The organism is Pseudalkalibacillus sp. Hm43 (genome assembly GCF_054170705.1).
The window spans coordinates 1,981,706-1,996,254 of sequence record NZ_CM135129.1 but is presented as its reverse complement, the minus strand read 5'-3'; the positions used below and the strand labels follow the sequence as shown (position 1 = coordinate 1,996,254).

Sequence of the window (14,549 nt, the reverse complement as noted above, 5' to 3'; positions counted from 1 at the left end):
CCCTCCTTTTACTAACTGTGTACCCACTCTTGTTTACATTGAAAACTTAGATCACACCTGCGTTGATGTGCAAGGTCTTGAACCCACGGAAGATAATGTTGTCCCGCCACTCCGGTTCTTGTAAAAGCGTCGGGTTCTGCAGGCGGGTGACCAGCTTCACCAATGCTATCTGCCCTTCAAGTCGCGCGAGCGGTGCGCCCAGGCAGAAGTGCGGGCCTGATGCGAAGGAGAGATGCTTGATGTTTTTACGCGTGATATCGAAGGTGTTTGGCTCTTCGAACACCCGAGGGTCGCGGTTGGCTGCGCCAAGCAAAACCATGACTTCCTGTGATTTCTTCAGCTCTTTGCCGAACATCTCCATGTCATCCGAGGCGATGCGCGAAGTGAAGAGGACCGGTGGCTCATACCTGAGCGTTTCTTCAACAGCATTCGGGACTAGGGAAGGGTCTGCTTTTAACAAAGCGAGCTGCTCAGGGTGCTTCATCAATAGGTAAAATCCGTTCGAAATCAAGTTCACGGTCGTTTCATGTCCGGCAATCATGAGCAGGAGGCACGTCGCGACCATTTCGTCTTCGTTCAACGAATCGCCAGCTTCTTCCGCCTGAATTAACCCGCTGATCAAGTCTTCACGGGGATCGACTCGACGCTTCTGAATGAGCGAGCGGAAGTATTCGGCGGAATCACGGATATCGTCCGCGACCAATTCCATCCCCTCATAATCGGCATTGAAATCAATGAACCGGACGAACGCGTCTGCCCATTTCCGGAAGTACTCGCGGTCTTCACGCGGAACGCCGATCAGTTCGGCGATTACGACAACAGGTAGATAATAGGAAAAGTCCCTAATCAGCTCATGCTCATCGTTCTGCTTCATTCGTTCAATGAGGTCATCCGCCATTTCTTCGATCTGCGGGCGAAGCCGTTCGACCATCCGTGGCGTGAACGCTTTGTTGACGAGACTTCTTAACCGGGTGTGGTCCGGAGCATCACGGAACAGCATCATGTTGTTCATCAGGTAAACGACGGGTTGCACTCGTTTTGGCGGCTCGACGACTTGTTCAGGGGGAGCGACTTTACGCCATTCTCTAATGAACCGAGGGTCCTTCAGGATCGCTTCAATTTCTTGATAGCCGGTTGCAACATTGGTGCGGAAACCCAGAAAATCGACGGTTTCAATCGGATTGTTCCGGAACTGATCGAAATATGCGTAAGGGTTGTCTCTGAACTTTTCCTGTAGTAAAGCTGTATCGTTGGTCATCATATCCTCCTTGAAAGTTGGGTTTATCACTGTATTCGACTGTTGGGAAAAAATTCCTTGTCGGGATTTTGAGGACTTTGCCGGTTCGCCACTATTCATGGAGTAGGACATGGTGTAGGCTAGTAGGGAAGTGTTTTGTATGTAAGTTTCCGTAACGGACGACAATAGAAATTGGATGAACCCTTCATTAAAGGAGATATAAATATGACAAGCACGTTAGAAACGCTGAACATCACTCAGCCATTTTTACAAAAAGCATGGGAGAAATCCCAGTTCGAACAACCGACCGCAATCCAGAATGAAGCGATTCCGGCTATCCTGGAAGGGACGGATGTGATCGCAGAATCCCCGACCGGTACGGGTAAAACCCTCGCGTATTTGCTGCCGATTTTAGAAAAAGTGGATCCGAAATCGAAGGACCCCCAAGCCTTGATCATGGCGTCATCACGAGAACTCGTCATGCAGATTTTCGAAGAGGTGCAGAAGTGGGCGGAAGGCAGTGGCATTTCCGGCGCATCCCTCATCGGCGGGGCGAACGTCAAACGGCAGATCGAAAAGCTGAAAAAGAAGAGCCCGCAAGTCATTCTCGGGACGCCTGGACGTGTCGAAGAATTGATTAAGTCGAAAAAGCTGAAGATGCATGAAGTGAAAACGATCGTTTTAGATGAAGGGGACCAATTGCTCGTCCCTGAGCATATCGGGACGATCGAATCGATCATCAAGTCGACGCTTGCTGAACGCCAGGTGCTACTCTTTTCCGCGACAATGCCGGAGAAAACAGAGGAAATCGGACGCAGCTTCATGGTCGAACCGAAAGTGTTGAAAGTGGACCGTAAGCCGCGAAAAAACACAAACGTTCAGCATGTTTATGTGGTGAGCGACCGTCGCGATAAAATCAAAAACCTGGAGAAGCTGTCCCGTTTGAAAGGTGTGAAAGGTCTTGCCTTTGGGAACGAGATTGGTGAACTCTCCGTGATTACAGAAAAACTCGATTACAACCGTGTTCCGGCCGACCTTTTACACAGTGAGATGAAAAAAACGGAGCGGCAAACCGCGTTGAAGCAATTCCGGGAAGGCAAGTCGAACTTGCTGCTGGCAACGGATGTTGCTGCGCGTGGTCTCGACATTAAAGGGCTGACTCATGTCGTTCAGGTCGACATTTCAGAAGACGAAAATCAATATCTACACCGCGCAGGTCGAACCGGACGAGCGGGAGCGAGTGGAACCGTCGTATCGCTTGTGACACCAGCCGAGGAGAAGACGTTGAAACGCATCGCGAACAAACTCGATTTGCGCCTTGAGAAAAAGAAATTTTACGCAGGAGAAATGGTAGACGATCACTAGAGAAGAGGGGGCATGCTTGTGGGGAACAAGTTTTCCGTCATTGCGCACGAAAATCATCAGATCTGTAACCCGATCAGCCATGACAAATTGATGGGTGTGCTCGATAAGATTCCGTTCCGTAAAGATGCGCGCGTACTCGATATCGGTGCCGGAAAATGTGGCGTGTTGATCGATTTGATCGAGCGCTATGAGTTGTTCGGAACAGCGATAGAAATTGAGGAAGCGTTCATTGACGAGGCTCGGGACAATGCATTTCCTCGGATCGACACCGGCCGATTAGAAATCGTGAATGAAGATGCGAAGCAAGTGATGACGCAGTATGAGGAGACTTTCGATGCTGCAATCTGTCTCGGAGCGACGCATGCGATCGGAGATTATCGAGCTACGTTGGAAGCGATGAGTGGTTCGGTAAAATCAGGAGGCTATCTGTTGGTTGGTGAAGGATACTGGAAGCAGCAGCCTGAGGCAGAGTACCTAGAAGCGCTCGGAGCGAAAGAGGAGGAGCTTCACACCCATGCGGAGAACATCCGGGTCGGTGAAGAGCTCGGGCTGATTCCAATGTGGGCAGCCGTCACCAACGAAGATGAATGGGATCATTATGAATGGCTCTATTCATCGTCGGTGGAAAAATATTGCGTCGAGCATCCGGACGACTCGGACGTCGGATGGATGAGCGATCGGATCCGCAAGTGGCGCAACACTTACTTGCGCTGGGGCCGGGACACGCTCGGCTTCGGGCTCTATCTGTTTTATAAAAAGTAAGATGAGGAGGGACTGTCGTGAAGACAGTCCCTCTACTGATAGTGGGCTCTAGGAAAAAAGACCCGAATTCTAAAACGGGGGTACGATTTTCTAAAACCGCGAGCGGAATTTCTAAAACAATACGGAAGTTTTGCAAAACCAGTCCCGTTTTTTGCAAAACTCACCCCATTTTTTCTAAAACAAGCCTTCAAATGGCCGAAATCGATGCCGATTTCGTTCTGATCAATCGCTTTTTCCAGAGATAATCTCCTGAACTCGGCCGACTTGGCCGTCTTGAAGCCTCACTTTGATGCCATGCGGGTGGAAACTGGAGTTCGTGAGGATATCTTTGACGACTCCGCGTGTCCGTTTCCCTGTTCGTTGGTCTTTTTTCAATACGATATCAACCTCTAAGCCAGCTGATATGTCCTTACGATTTTGTCCGTTCATTTTTACACCTCAAAAGATATGTAGTCACTTGCCTTTGCTTAGTATACCACCTATCTCTCCAGTTCGATGAATTCGCGCCGCAATTTCAACGATCCGTTCTCTTTTTGCCAGACGAACATGCACTTCGCTGGGTGCGGAACACCGTTGACTACATTGATTTCTGTACCCATCACCAGGTATTCTTCATCCGTTTTCCGTTCGGTGATGGAGAACGGTTCGAAGCTTTTCCGTGCCTCCCCATACTGGCCCAGGACCGTTTCGAGGTCGTAATCACGGTCATACACCATCGGCTGCTCGACCTCGGAATTCCCCCAATACCCGACGAAACTATCGGAAAAATACGTGCGGATTTCCTCGCCATTCTTGCTTTCAAATGCTCTATTCCAGCTTTCAAAATATTGCTCGATCACCTCATGGATTGCATTCATTTTACCATCGCCTCCTTAAAAGTTGTTTTCTACAGAGAGAAGTTGATTCCTGTAACGAATTGACACGGCAAGCACTCGCTAGGATGAAAGGTACCTGTTCGTGCTATACTGAAACAATGACGGACTGGGAGTTTAGCCCCAGCTTCATTGGAGGGTACAACTTGAGCGATATTTTGAAACATGAAGCAATGGAATTCATCATGAATTGTTATACAGAGCTCGGTAAACCAGAGCACGAAATCCACGAGCGCAAGGATGAAGTGCTGCAGGAGATTGAGGAGACCGGGCATTATGAACATACATTTGAAGAGATCGAGTACGGCGCGCGTGTCGCTTGGCGCAACAGCAACAAGTGTATCGGGCGGTTGTTCTGGGAGAGCTTGAAAGTGCTTGATGAACGGGAAGCGGAGTCAGCAGAAGAGGTGCGCGATGCGCTTCTGAGGCACATCGATTATGCGACGAACGGCGGGAAGATCCGCTCGACGATCACTATTTTTAAGCCTCGTAAAAATGGAGAAGACCCGGTGCGGATATGGAACCACCAGCTGATTAGATATGCAGGATATGAAACGGAGTATGGATTTGTCGGAGACCCGGCGTCGATTGATTTTACGAAAAAATGTCAGGAACTCGGTTGGAAGGGAAAAGGGACCCATTTCGATGTGTTGCCCCATGTCATTCAGGTGTGCGGTGAAGATCCGGTGTGGTTCGACATTCCTCATGACAAGGTGCTAGAAGTGCCGATCCGCCATCCGCACTATGAGGCATTTGAAGATCTGAATGTGAAGTGGTACGGGGTGCCGATGATTTCTGACATGAAGCTTGAAATCGGCGGGATCGAGTATGTGGCTGCGCCATTCAACGGTTGGTACATGGGGACGGAGATCGGAGCGCGGAACTTAGCCGATCAGGATCGCTATGATCTGCTGCCAAAAGTGGCGTCAATTCTGGATCTGGACCGGAGTACGAATGCGACGCTCTGGAAGGATCGGGCGTTGGTGGAGCTGAATGTCGCGGTGCTCCATTCTTACAAAGCCGATGGGGTGAGCATCGTCGATCACCATACCGCCGCGCAGCAATTCAAAAAGTTCGAAGAGAAGGAAGAGTCGAGTGGGAGAGATGTGACTGGCAATTGGGTGTGGCTCATTCCGCCGATGTCTCCAGCCACGACCCATATTTTCCATAAACCGTATAAGAACCGAACTGTCAAACCGATCTATTTTTATCAGGAAAAACCATATATATGACAAAATACGAACCCATCACACGTTGTGGTGGGTATTTTTTATGTGTGAAAAAGATTGCTGAGTGCGATTTTTGCTTGCAGAGGTAGGGTTTTTGCGGTGTAAAAAGAATATCAAGCCCCCTTAACACGGGTGCAACCTCATTACAGAACTTGTTTGATAGACTGGATGCATGCTTGAAAGACAAGGTTTTTTCAAGCAGGTTCAGCACGATTGTGAAACAAAGTTCACTGAGGAGGAATGGAATGTTTACATCAAGAGTGTCTGCACGAAAGTATGTGATTTCAACGGCTTTGGTAACGTCACTGGCGCTTTCACCAGTCATGAGTGACGGGGTGTTCGCGAATGCGGATTCGAAGCCTGTTGAAGAAGGTGAATCTACTAGTCAACCAACAGTGGATTTGCTTGAAAAAGGAGATCGTGGTCAAGAAGTAGAAACGCTGCAAACGGAGTTGGAAAAGCTGGGTTATTATACATATAACCTCGATGGCATTTTCGGACCGATCACAGAGCAAGCGGTGAAGGATTTTCAGGCGGAGAGTGGTCTGACGACTGACGGCATCGCGGGTCCTAAAACACTTGAAGCACTATCGGAAACGACGAATTCCGTGGACCTCCAACCGAGTGAGGATGATCAAGCATCGGAATCAGAAGTAGTGGAGATTGCAGAAAGTTTGATTGGAACGCCGTATGTCTGGGGAGGCACAACACCAGACGGCTTTGATAGCAGTGGCTTCATCCAGTACGTGTTTGGTGAAGTCGGAGTCGATCTTCACCGCAAAGAAAGCGATATGTGGAAATACGATGGTGAAACGGTTGAAACGCCAGAAGTCGGAGATGTTGTTTTCTTCGAAGGAACATATGACACGGAAGGCGCTTCTCACAGCGGAATTTACATCGGCGATAACAAGATGATTCACGCCGGCTCAGATGGTGTCGAAGTCAGCGACCTGACCATTGATTATTGGCAAGAGCACTATCTTGGTGTGAAGTCGTTTAAATAAAACTGACAGTGAAAACAACCCATATAATCCCCCAAACTAAAAAACACCCGTCACAACATGTGGCGGGTGTTTTTTGTGTGATATGAATTTCAGGTGGAGTGAGGTGAGCGGCTTTCTGTAGTAAAAGTACCCGATTTATAAAACTAAGGGCGATTTTTGTAAAACGAACCCCTTTATTTCTAAAACCTCTAGTCGTTTTTCTAAAACCCTGCCTAGATTTTCTAAAACACCCCCGACTTTTAATAAAAGAGCAGAAGAAGGTACCAGGCACCGAATCAAACTCCTTGCCACCCAACGCATTCAAAACGGTGCCAGGCACCATTCCTCATCCCTTGTGACACAAGGCTTCCGGAATGGTGCCTGGTACTGAACAGCTTTTCACTTACTCCCCTCTACGTCTCAGGTCTTAGTGAAAGTTAAAGCTGAGGCTCCTTATAGGAAAACCGCAACCAAGGTACGATAGAAACAAGAAAAGAAGGAGGGAACAAAATCGATGAAAAAGTTAGGACTCTTCATCCTAGGAGCAATCGCTGCGATCATCGCAATCGCGAATCTCGGTCCGATCATCGGACTCGCGATCAGCTTGGTCGTCCTCTACTACTCCGTCAAGCAGTTCACCAAGACTGATCAGACATCCAAGAAAGTGCTTTGGGCAGTGGTAGGATTCATTGCACTAAGCGTCGCAGCATCCAATGTACCTGCCATCCTAGGAATCGCTGCCCTGTACATCTTATATATCGTGTACAAGGAATGGAAAAAGGACGACAGCACACCAGTTGAACCGAAAGACGACGATCCGTTCACGAACTTTGAACGCGAATGGGCCGAATTGAACCGTAACTAACTAATCTCAAAAAGGAGAGAATGAAAGATGGCGAAACTTTTTAACCGTATCAAAAATACAATCGAAGCGGATTTCCACGAAATGCTCGACGATAAAGAGCGAAAGAATCCAATTGCGCTCCTGAACCAATATTTGCGCGAATGTGAAAAGGAAGTCGAGAAAGTCCGGAAGCTCGTTGAACGACAATATCTGCTCAGCGAAGAATTCACCCGCGAATATGAAAAAGCGGCAGAACTGACAGAAAAGCGGAAGTATCAAGCGGAGATCGCTTCAAAAGCAGGAGAGGAAGAGCTGCACAAATTCGCTCAGCAAGAATACGAGCAATACAGCGCGCGATCTGCTCGCCTCAAGACATCCAAAGAGCAGGCTGAAAAGCAGCTAGACGATCTCGAACAGAAATACGAGGAAATGAAGCACAAGCTGAAGGATATGTACATCAAGCGCATGGAGCTGATGGGCCGCGAGAACATGACGCGCGCGCACCATAAAATGGACAAAGTGATGGCATCGAACCAGTTCACGAACAAATCGTTCTCACGTTTCGACGAAATGGAGCGCTACCTTGATCGCCTCGAGCATCAAGTGAACACAGGCTATCACCGCCACACGATTGACGCGCGGATCGCCCAGCTTGAAAAAGAGATGAAAAATCAGGAAAATCCTACTACGGTCTAAACGAATAATGGTATGCTAAAAGGAAGGCGTGGTACTGCTACGCCTTCTTCAAAATAGAGCAGAAACTTTTCTAAAAAAGAAAAGTGTCCATATAGAAATGAACGTGCATCGGGAGGGGGACTATACAATGACGCAGACAAAAACAGATCACATCAGCTGGCTGATCATCATCGGCGTAGTTTTGCTGTTGCTTGAACTTTCATTTCAAGGACCGGATGCCATCATCCTTTTAGCGATCGCAGCTGGTGCGATTTACATCGGTCGGAAAAAGTATCGGTCTTCCTTCGGTAAGCTGCTGTTCTGGGGCGGTATCATCGGATTTTTCGTCACGCTCCTGAACACGCTTGCCATCAAGTTTTTACTTTTTGCCATATTGATTTATGCGGTGCTTCGGTTTGCGCAGTCCAAGCAAGCGCCGTCTTACATCGAGCCGACAATCCAGGATAATCCGACGGTTGCAAGCGATGGACCGACGATCAAGCGCACTCCTTTTATGAAAAATATGCTGTTCGGGCGGCAATCGACGCCTGATCACGCATATGAATGGCACGACGTGAACATCCAATGCGGCATCGGAGATACGATCATCGACCTGAGCAACACCGTCCTGCCGAAGGGCGAATCGGTCATCGTCATCCGAGGCTTCATCGGCAATGTGAAAATTTTAGTGCCGTATGAAATGGACGTGAGTGCGACGCATTCTGTCATTGCGGGTACCGGCAAAATCTTCGAGCATCATGAGCCGAAAATGCTGAACCAGACCGTCTCTTTCCAGTCTGAAAGCTACGATCAAGCCCAACAGAAGGTGAAAATCGTCACCTCCATGATCGTCGGAGATCTCGAGGTGAAGCGGACATGACTATCGTGCATCGCCAAATTGTCTGGGGCATTGCGCTTGCGACTACAGTTTTCATCTTGTTGTTGAGCGTGTTTTTACTCGCCTATCCGTTGCCGAGCTGGTCCTTGTTATGGAAAAAGAAAATCCTCGATCTGCCATTCATCTTGTTTGCACCTGGAGTCAGCATTCTAGTCGGCGTTGCGTTTGGACTCACTTCAGGGATGTATTGGCGTAAGCAGCTCGAAGGAATGACGGCCGCGTTGACACAATTGGGCCAAGGACGACCTGTCGAGGAGCAGCCATCCGTCTCAAAAACGCAGGAAATCGAGCTGATGTGGAAACAGGTAGAGAAAGTGCAACAGCACGTGTCGGAACAGACGAAGCTTTCTCAAAAACTTGCCAATGAGCGTGCGGAGGACCAAGAAAAACGGATCCAGAAAGTCGTCAGTGAGGAGCGGAACCGGTTGGCCCGTGAGCTGCACGATTCCGTCAGCCAGCAGCTTTTCGCCGCCTCGATGTTGATGTCTGCTGTCAACGAATCAGGTGCTGCGAAAACAGACGGGGAACGAAAGCAATTAAACCTCGTTGAAGAGATGATTCATCAGTCCCAGCTTGAGATGCGGGCATTGCTTTTACATTTACGGCCGGTCGCGCTTAAAGGTAAAACACTCGAAGAGGGCATCCAGGAACTGCTCATGGAACTGGCACAGAAAGTCCCGCTAGAAATCGAATGGAAAGTCGAATCCATTCAGCTGAAAAAAGGTGTGGAAGACCACTTGTTCCGGATTCTACAGGAATCGGTGTCGAATACACTCCGTCATGCGAAGGCAACCACGTTGGAAGTGCTCTGCCTTGAGCGGGAAGGAACCGTTTTGCTGCGCGTGGTCGATGATGGTGTCGGATTTGACGTTGAATCGAGTAAAACTGGATCATACGGATTGCAAAACATGCATGAACGGGCGTTGGAGCTTGGCGGAACGATGAAGATCGTCAGTGTGCCGGGCAAAGGGACACGCCTCGAAGTGCGGATTCCAGTCATTCGAGAGGAGGAGGAAAACGATGATTAAAGTCGTGTTTGCAGATGATCATGAAATGGTGCGGATCGGCGTATCGTCTTATTTGTCGAATCAGCCGGATATTGAAGTCGTAGGGGAAGCGAGCGATGGTGGAGAGGCTGTCGATCTCGTGCTGGATTTACGACCTGATGTTATCCTGATGGACTTGGTCATGAAAGAAATGGACGGGATTGAGGCGACGAAACGTATCATCGCCCAGTGGCCAGAAGCGAAAATCATCATCGTGACAAGCTTTTTGGACGATGAAAAAGTGTATCCAGCGCTCGAGAGCGGTGCGACGAGCTACATGCTGAAGACGTCGAAGGCGAGCGAAATCGCCAATGCTGTTCGTGCGACTTTTAACGGTGAGATGGTGTTGGAGCCTGAGGTCACTGGGAAAATGATGACGAAGATGCGGCGCGGTAACGCACGGCCTCCTCACGAAGAGCTGACGAACCGCGAGCGGGAAATTCTGCTGCTCATGACGGAAGGGAAAACGAACCAGGAAATCGCCGATGAACTCATCATCGCGTTAAAGACGGTGAAAACCCACGTCAGCAACATCCTCGACAAGCTCGAAGTGCAGGATCGCACGCAGGCTGTCATCTATGCTTTTAAAAATTCGCTCGTGAAATAAGATCTGTCCGAGAATTCGGGCAGGTCTTTTTTGTTGGGGCGCGTGTAGTAAAAAAGTGCTGACTTCCCCAAGTTGAAGTGAAAGTTCCACAAGTCAGAGCAAAAGTTCCACAAATTAGAGGAAAGTTCCCCAAGTTCAAACGAAAATCAAGTAGGTAGAAAATGTTCCAACATTTCATTTTTAAAGAAAAATTATAGTCATCTTTTACTAGAAAAAGTCACCTGCTCGATTTTCAAGTTGACAATCTGAAGAATAGTGGTACGATTACATCGAAATATAATTCAATAGACGATCCACTAGGGGTGCCTTCTCATAAAGGCTGAGATTAGAGTGTAGCTTTAAGACCCTTGGAACCTGATCTGGTTGATACCAGCGTAGGGAAGTGGTGGTTGGAAGTTACATATACCGACTATGTGCCGAAACATACGACCACTTTCCGTTATGGAAAGTGGTTTTTTTATTGGTGATAGTGGGTCGTCTGGAAAAGGAGAGGATTGATCTAATGAAATTTTCACAGTTTCTGAGAAAAGAAGCAGACCCGATCTGGGAGGCGAGCTTCAATCATCCATTCGTAACTGGCATCGCAGGTGGCTCACTTCCGCTCGAGAATTTCCGTTATTACGTTCTGCAAGACGCGTATTATCTGTCGCACTTTGCTAAAGTGCAAGCGCTCGGTGCTGCGAAATCACACGACATGGTGACGACTGCAAGTATGGCTGCCCACGCGCAAGGGACTTACGAAGCGGAACTCTCGCTTCATGAAAATTTCTCGAAACAGCTCGGCATCACAGAGGAAGAACGCCAGAATTTCAAGCCTTCACCGACCGCATATGCGTACACATCCCACATGTATCGCGCCGCTTACAACGGACATCTCGGTGACATCATCGCTGCGATTTTACCGTGTTATTGGCTATACTACGAAATCGGTCAACAGATGAAGGGGTTCAAGCCGGAAGAGCCTATCTATCAAGAATGGATCGAGGCGTACGGCGGAGACTGGTTCGAAACGCTCGTGAAAGAGCAGATCGACCGACTTGATCAGATTGCTGAAACGGTGACAGAAGCTGATCGCGAACGAATGAAGGAACATTTCCTGATTAGTAGCCAGTATGAATACGAGTTCTGGAATATGGCATACACGCTTGAAGAGTGGCCGATCTCGATGAACAAGACTGTACCACTTGGAAAAGGAGAATGAACATGAACAAAGGACTGAAATTAACCGATATCCTCGTCACGATCGTCATCGCCATCGTGTTCGGAATCGTATACAAACTATGGGGACCGCTCTACTATTTCGTCAAACCGTTCGGACTCCACGTCGATCAGCTCATCTACGGGATGTGGTTCATGGCTGCGACCGTCGCATTCCTGATCATCCGTAAGGCGGGCGTCGCTTTCCTAGCAGAGGTGGCCGCTGCATCCGGGGAATTCCTCGTCGGCTCTGAGTGGGGTCTAGAAGTGCTCCTCTTCGGTGTCGTGCAAGGACTTTTCGCGGAGCTCGTATTCATGGCGTTCCGCTACAAGCGCTTTGACGTAGGGGTAGTCAGTCTTGCAGCTATCGGTTCTGCGATCGGCTCCATCATCATGGATTTCTACAAAGGCTATATCGAGGATCTCGCGCTCTGGAACCTGTCGCTTTTCCTCGGATTTCGGATCATCGGATCGATCCTGATTGCGGGTGTGGCTGCTTATCTACTTGTAAAAGCGCTTGAAAAAACCGGGGTAACGAGCCTTGTCCGACCAGCTGCCCAAGAGGATTACGACGCACTAGACGAACGCGAACATGCTTAACGTTGAAAAACTCCGCTTGAAATTCCCTGGAGACAGCGGATTGCTGTTCAAGGACCTTTCCCTTCACATTGAAAAAGGGGAGAAGGTTCTGCTCCTCGGTCCTTCGGGATGCGGAAAGTCGACGCTCTTGCAAGTGTTATCCGGCATCATACCACAATCTGTCGAAGTGCCAATGAAAGCAGAATCGATTGAGAAACCGGCGTCCTGGGGCTATATCTTCCAGGACCCGGACGCTCAATTTTGCATGCCGTATGTGGATGAAGAGATCGCCTTCGTATTGGAAAATCAGAGCATCCCTCGAGAGGAAATGCGTCCACGGATTCGTCAGCTTTTAGAAGCCGTGGGTCTTGAGCTCGACAACATCCATACGAATATCCATACGTTGTCAGGCGGGATGAAACAGCGCCTCGCGATTGCATCGGTATTAGCACTTGAACCGGAAGTGCTGTTTCTGGATGAACCGACGGCGTTGCTCGATCCGCAAGGGACAGAAGACATCTGGAATACGGTAAAAGCAATCAGCCAAGACAAGACGCTCATCATCGTCGAGCACAAGCTGGAGCACGTCATCGACCTGATCAATCGGATCGTCCTTTTTAACGGAGAAGGGGAAATCATTGCCGATGGTCCGAAGCAACACGTCCTGTCGCAATATCAAGAAACGATGCACACACAAGGCATTTGGTACCCAGGTGTTTGGAAGGATTATGAGCCACCCAAGAAGGTCGTCGCTTCAACCGAACCTATCATTCGACTCGAGGAGTTCAAAGGGTTAAGGCAAAAAGAGTCTAAAATCCATGTGCCCCAAGCGACGGTCTACAAAGGTGAATGGATTGCGGTAACAGGTGACAACGGAGCAGGCAAATCGACGCTACTACACGCGCTCATGCAATTCATCAAAACATCGGGGGCGTACGAGCTTTACGGTAAGCCCGTCAAAAAGCTTCCGAAGGATCTTACGTTCGTTTTCCAAAATCCTGAGTTCCAGTTTGTGACGAATTCGGTTTATGAAGAGATCGCGTATGGTTTGCGGGTAGAAAAACGACCCCAACAGGAAGTGGGTGCGATGGTGGACGAACTGCTCGAGCGTTTCCACCTCACTTCGTTCCGAAAACATCATCCGTACCAGCTTTCAATGGGACAAAAGCGTCGGTTGTCGGTAGCGGCTTCAATCGTTCGGAATCAGCCAATCCTGTTGCTGGATGAACCGACATTCGGTCAAGACTCGAAAAATACATTTGCGCTCCTTGAGATGTTGCGAGACTACCAGAAGGAAGGCTCGACCATCCTTATGGTCACGCATGATGAACAGGTCGTGGAGCATTTCGCGACTCGAATTTGGACAATCGAAAACGGCTTGTTAACAGAAGATCGGCTCGTTCACACCCAAGAACGAGAACCTGTAATGGAGTGTTTGTAAATGGAATTCCAATACAACGAAACGTGGTTGCATAAAATCAATCCGACCTTGAAGCTCTTCTTCATGGTCGGTATGTTTCTTTTTGTTCTGTTTGTTCACCAGCTGAACTGGTTGATCTACCTGACGTCCGGGGCATTCCTCTTGTTCTGGTTTTTTTCCGGTCATCCAAAAAAGCGGCTCGCACTGCTGATGATTCCGTTCATCCTCGTGTTTGTCTCGACGGCGACCTCGATGATTTTCTTTGGAAAAGGGGAAACGACCTGGTTCAAGTTCGGGCTCATTCACATTACGGAAGAAAGCTTTTACAGAGGGATTCACCTCGGGTTCAGGGCACTCATTTTCGCGACGCTTGGGCTTACCTTCACGCTCACCACTCGCCCGGTCAACCTGTTTTACTCTTTGATGCAGCAAGCGAAGCTGAAGCCGAAATACGCGTATAGTTTCATGGCGGGGATGCGCTTAATCCCCATCATGATTGAGGAATTCTTCACGATCCGGAATGCGATGAGAGTACGGGGTGTCCAACAACAACGGGGTATCCGTTCGTTCTTTTTCAAACTGAAATCGTACTCGATTCCGCTGCTTTCCCAAAGTATCCGCCGGGCGCACCGGATAGCGGTCGCAATGGAAGCGAAGCGGTTTTCCGATGCAACAAAGCGTACTTTTTATTATCAAATTGGCTATTCCAAAACAGATGGATTGTTCATCCTTTCGTTCGTTGCTCTTATTCTCTTATCTTACTATTCTGCCGAGTTGTGGCCGCTATTCCCAGTCGGGGATGTTCGATATGAAAGTTGAGTTTCTGAGAGTTGGG

16 protein-coding genes and 1 riboswitch are annotated in these 14,549 nt (G+C 48.8%); of the genes, 13 read left to right on the top strand and 3 right to left on the bottom strand.

Annotated features, from left to right (window positions below; genetic code table 11):
- Positions 1-46: 46 nt before the first annotated feature.
- Entirely contained in the window at positions 47-1,288 is a 1,242-nt protein-coding gene (locus ACXQIQ_RS10645; RefSeq protein WP_439302153.1) for a cytochrome P450, read from the bottom strand.
- Between the two features lie 174 nt (positions 1,289-1,462).
- On the opposite strand from ACXQIQ_RS10645, the gene ACXQIQ_RS10640 reads away from it, so the two are divergent.
- Complete coding sequence (locus ACXQIQ_RS10640) at positions 1,463-2,602, top strand: DEAD/DEAH box helicase (RefSeq protein WP_439302152.1); 1,140 nt, start codon at positions 1,463-1,465, stop codon at positions 2,600-2,602.
- 18 nt (positions 2,603-2,620) lie between these two features.
- The gene (locus ACXQIQ_RS10635) at positions 2,621-3,364 is read left to right on the top strand and encodes an SAM-dependent methyltransferase (RefSeq protein WP_439302151.1); all 744 of its coding nucleotides are present in this window, start codon (positions 2,621-2,623) and stop codon (positions 3,362-3,364) included.
- A 222-nt stretch (positions 3,365-3,586) separates the two neighbouring features.
- Here ACXQIQ_RS10635 and ACXQIQ_RS10630 read toward each other — a convergent pair whose 3' ends face one another.
- Together ACXQIQ_RS10630 and ACXQIQ_RS10625 are read right to left on the bottom strand one after the other, a co-directional pair.
- The gene (locus ACXQIQ_RS10630) at positions 3,587-3,793 is read right to left on the bottom strand and encodes a YwbE family protein (protein ID WP_439302150.1); all 207 of its coding nucleotides are present in this window, start codon (positions 3,791-3,793) and stop codon (positions 3,587-3,589) included.
- Between the two features lie 50 nt (positions 3,794-3,843).
- Positions 3,844-4,221, bottom strand: coding sequence for a nuclear transport factor 2 family protein (locus ACXQIQ_RS10625; RefSeq protein ID WP_439302149.1), 378 nt, complete (start codon positions 4,219-4,221; stop codon positions 3,844-3,846).
- A 170-nt stretch (positions 4,222-4,391) separates the two neighbouring features.
- Between ACXQIQ_RS10625 and ACXQIQ_RS10620 the strand changes: the two genes are divergently transcribed.
- The 11 genes from ACXQIQ_RS10620 (at position 4,392) to ACXQIQ_RS10570 (ending at position 14,533) form a co-directional block, all read left to right on the top strand.
- On the top strand, positions 4,392-5,468 hold the full coding sequence (locus tag ACXQIQ_RS10620) for a nitric oxide synthase oxygenase (protein ID WP_439302261.1): 1,077 nt from the start codon (positions 4,392-4,394) through the stop codon (positions 5,466-5,468).
- Between the two features lie 242 nt (positions 5,469-5,710).
- On the top strand, positions 5,711-6,469 hold the full coding sequence (locus ACXQIQ_RS10615; RefSeq protein ID WP_439302148.1) for a C40 family peptidase: 759 nt from the start codon (positions 5,711-5,713) through the stop codon (positions 6,467-6,469).
- Between the two features lie 493 nt (positions 6,470-6,962).
- A complete protein-coding gene (locus ACXQIQ_RS10610) occupies positions 6,963-7,313 on the top strand; it encodes a lmo0954 family membrane protein (protein WP_439302147.1) in 351 nt (116 codons plus the stop codon).
- Between the two features lie 27 nt (positions 7,314-7,340).
- Positions 7,341-7,988, top strand: coding sequence for a PspA/IM30 family protein (locus tag ACXQIQ_RS10605; protein WP_439302146.1), 648 nt, complete (start codon positions 7,341-7,343; stop codon positions 7,986-7,988).
- Between the two features lie 127 nt (positions 7,989-8,115).
- Positions 8,116-8,847 (top strand): cell wall-active antibiotics response protein LiaF, encoded by a 732-nt coding sequence (liaF, locus tag ACXQIQ_RS10600; RefSeq protein WP_439302145.1) that lies wholly within the window; start codon positions 8,116-8,118, stop codon positions 8,845-8,847.
- Positions 8,844-9,893, top strand: a complete 1,050-nt coding sequence (locus tag ACXQIQ_RS10595; RefSeq protein ID WP_439302144.1) for a sensor histidine kinase — start codon at positions 8,844-8,846, stop codon at positions 9,891-9,893. The genes liaF and ACXQIQ_RS10595 overlap by 4 nt, the downstream gene beginning before the upstream one ends.
- Positions 9,886-10,518, top strand: coding sequence for a response regulator (locus tag ACXQIQ_RS10590; protein WP_439302143.1), 633 nt, complete (start codon positions 9,886-9,888; stop codon positions 10,516-10,518). Before ACXQIQ_RS10595 ends, ACXQIQ_RS10590 begins: the two co-directional genes overlap by 8 nt.
- Positions 10,519-10,806: 288 nt before the next feature.
- Positions 10,807-10,916: riboswitch (TPP riboswitch) on the top strand.
- A gap of 104 nt (positions 10,917-11,020) precedes the next feature.
- Entirely contained in the window at positions 11,021-11,719 is a 699-nt protein-coding gene (gene tenA / locus ACXQIQ_RS10585) for a thiaminase II (protein WP_439302142.1), read from the top strand.
- 2 nt (positions 11,720-11,721) lie between these two features.
- Positions 11,722-12,315 (top strand): ECF transporter S component, encoded by a 594-nt coding sequence (locus ACXQIQ_RS10580; RefSeq protein ID WP_439302141.1) that lies wholly within the window; start codon positions 11,722-11,724, stop codon positions 12,313-12,315.
- Complete coding sequence (locus tag ACXQIQ_RS10575) at positions 12,308-13,735, top strand: ABC transporter ATP-binding protein (protein ID WP_439302140.1); 1,428 nt, start codon at positions 12,308-12,310, stop codon at positions 13,733-13,735. Before ACXQIQ_RS10580 ends, ACXQIQ_RS10575 begins: the two co-directional genes overlap by 8 nt.
- The gene (locus tag ACXQIQ_RS10570) at positions 13,736-14,533 is read left to right on the top strand and encodes an energy-coupling factor transporter transmembrane component T family protein (RefSeq protein WP_439302139.1); all 798 of its coding nucleotides are present in this window, start codon (positions 13,736-13,738) and stop codon (positions 14,531-14,533) included.
- Positions 14,534-14,549: the final 16 nt, after the last annotated feature.

Excerpts from the sequence above, each read along its gene's own strand:
- ACXQIQ_RS10625 (WP_439302149.1), bottom strand. The coding sequence starts at position 4,221 with ATGAATGCAATCCATGAGGTGATCGAGCAATATTTTGAAAGCTGGAAT.
- liaF (WP_439302145.1), top strand. The coding sequence starts at position 8,116 with ATGACGCAGACAAAAACAGATCACATCAGCTGGCTGATCATCATCGGC.
- ACXQIQ_RS10605 (WP_439302146.1), top strand. The coding sequence starts at position 7,341 with ATGGCGAAACTTTTTAACCGTATCAAAAATACAATCGAAGCGGATTTC.
- ACXQIQ_RS10590 (WP_439302143.1), top strand. The coding sequence starts at position 9,886 with ATGATTAAAGTCGTGTTTGCAGATGATCATGAAATGGTGCGGATCGGC.
- ACXQIQ_RS10570 (WP_439302139.1), top strand. The coding sequence starts at position 13,736 with ATGGAATTCCAATACAACGAAACGTGGTTGCATAAAATCAATCCGACC.
- ACXQIQ_RS10610 (WP_439302147.1), top strand. The coding sequence starts at position 6,963 with ATGAAAAAGTTAGGACTCTTCATCCTAGGAGCAATCGCTGCGATCATC.
- ACXQIQ_RS10640 (WP_439302152.1), top strand. The coding sequence starts at position 1,463 with ATGACAAGCACGTTAGAAACGCTGAACATCACTCAGCCATTTTTACAA.
- tenA (WP_439302142.1), top strand. The coding sequence starts at position 11,021 with ATGAAATTTTCACAGTTTCTGAGAAAAGAAGCAGACCCGATCTGGGAG.
- ACXQIQ_RS10580 (WP_439302141.1), top strand. The coding sequence starts at position 11,722 with ATGAACAAAGGACTGAAATTAACCGATATCCTCGTCACGATCGTCATC.
- ACXQIQ_RS10595 (WP_439302144.1), top strand. The coding sequence starts at position 8,844 with ATGACTATCGTGCATCGCCAAATTGTCTGGGGCATTGCGCTTGCGACT.
- ACXQIQ_RS10575 (WP_439302140.1), top strand. The coding sequence starts at position 12,308 with ATGCTTAACGTTGAAAAACTCCGCTTGAAATTCCCTGGAGACAGCGGA.
- ACXQIQ_RS10615 (WP_439302148.1), top strand. The coding sequence starts at position 5,711 with ATGTTTACATCAAGAGTGTCTGCACGAAAGTATGTGATTTCAACGGCT.
- ACXQIQ_RS10630 (WP_439302150.1), bottom strand. The coding sequence starts at position 3,793 with ATGAACGGACAAAATCGTAAGGACATATCAGCTGGCTTAGAGGTTGAT.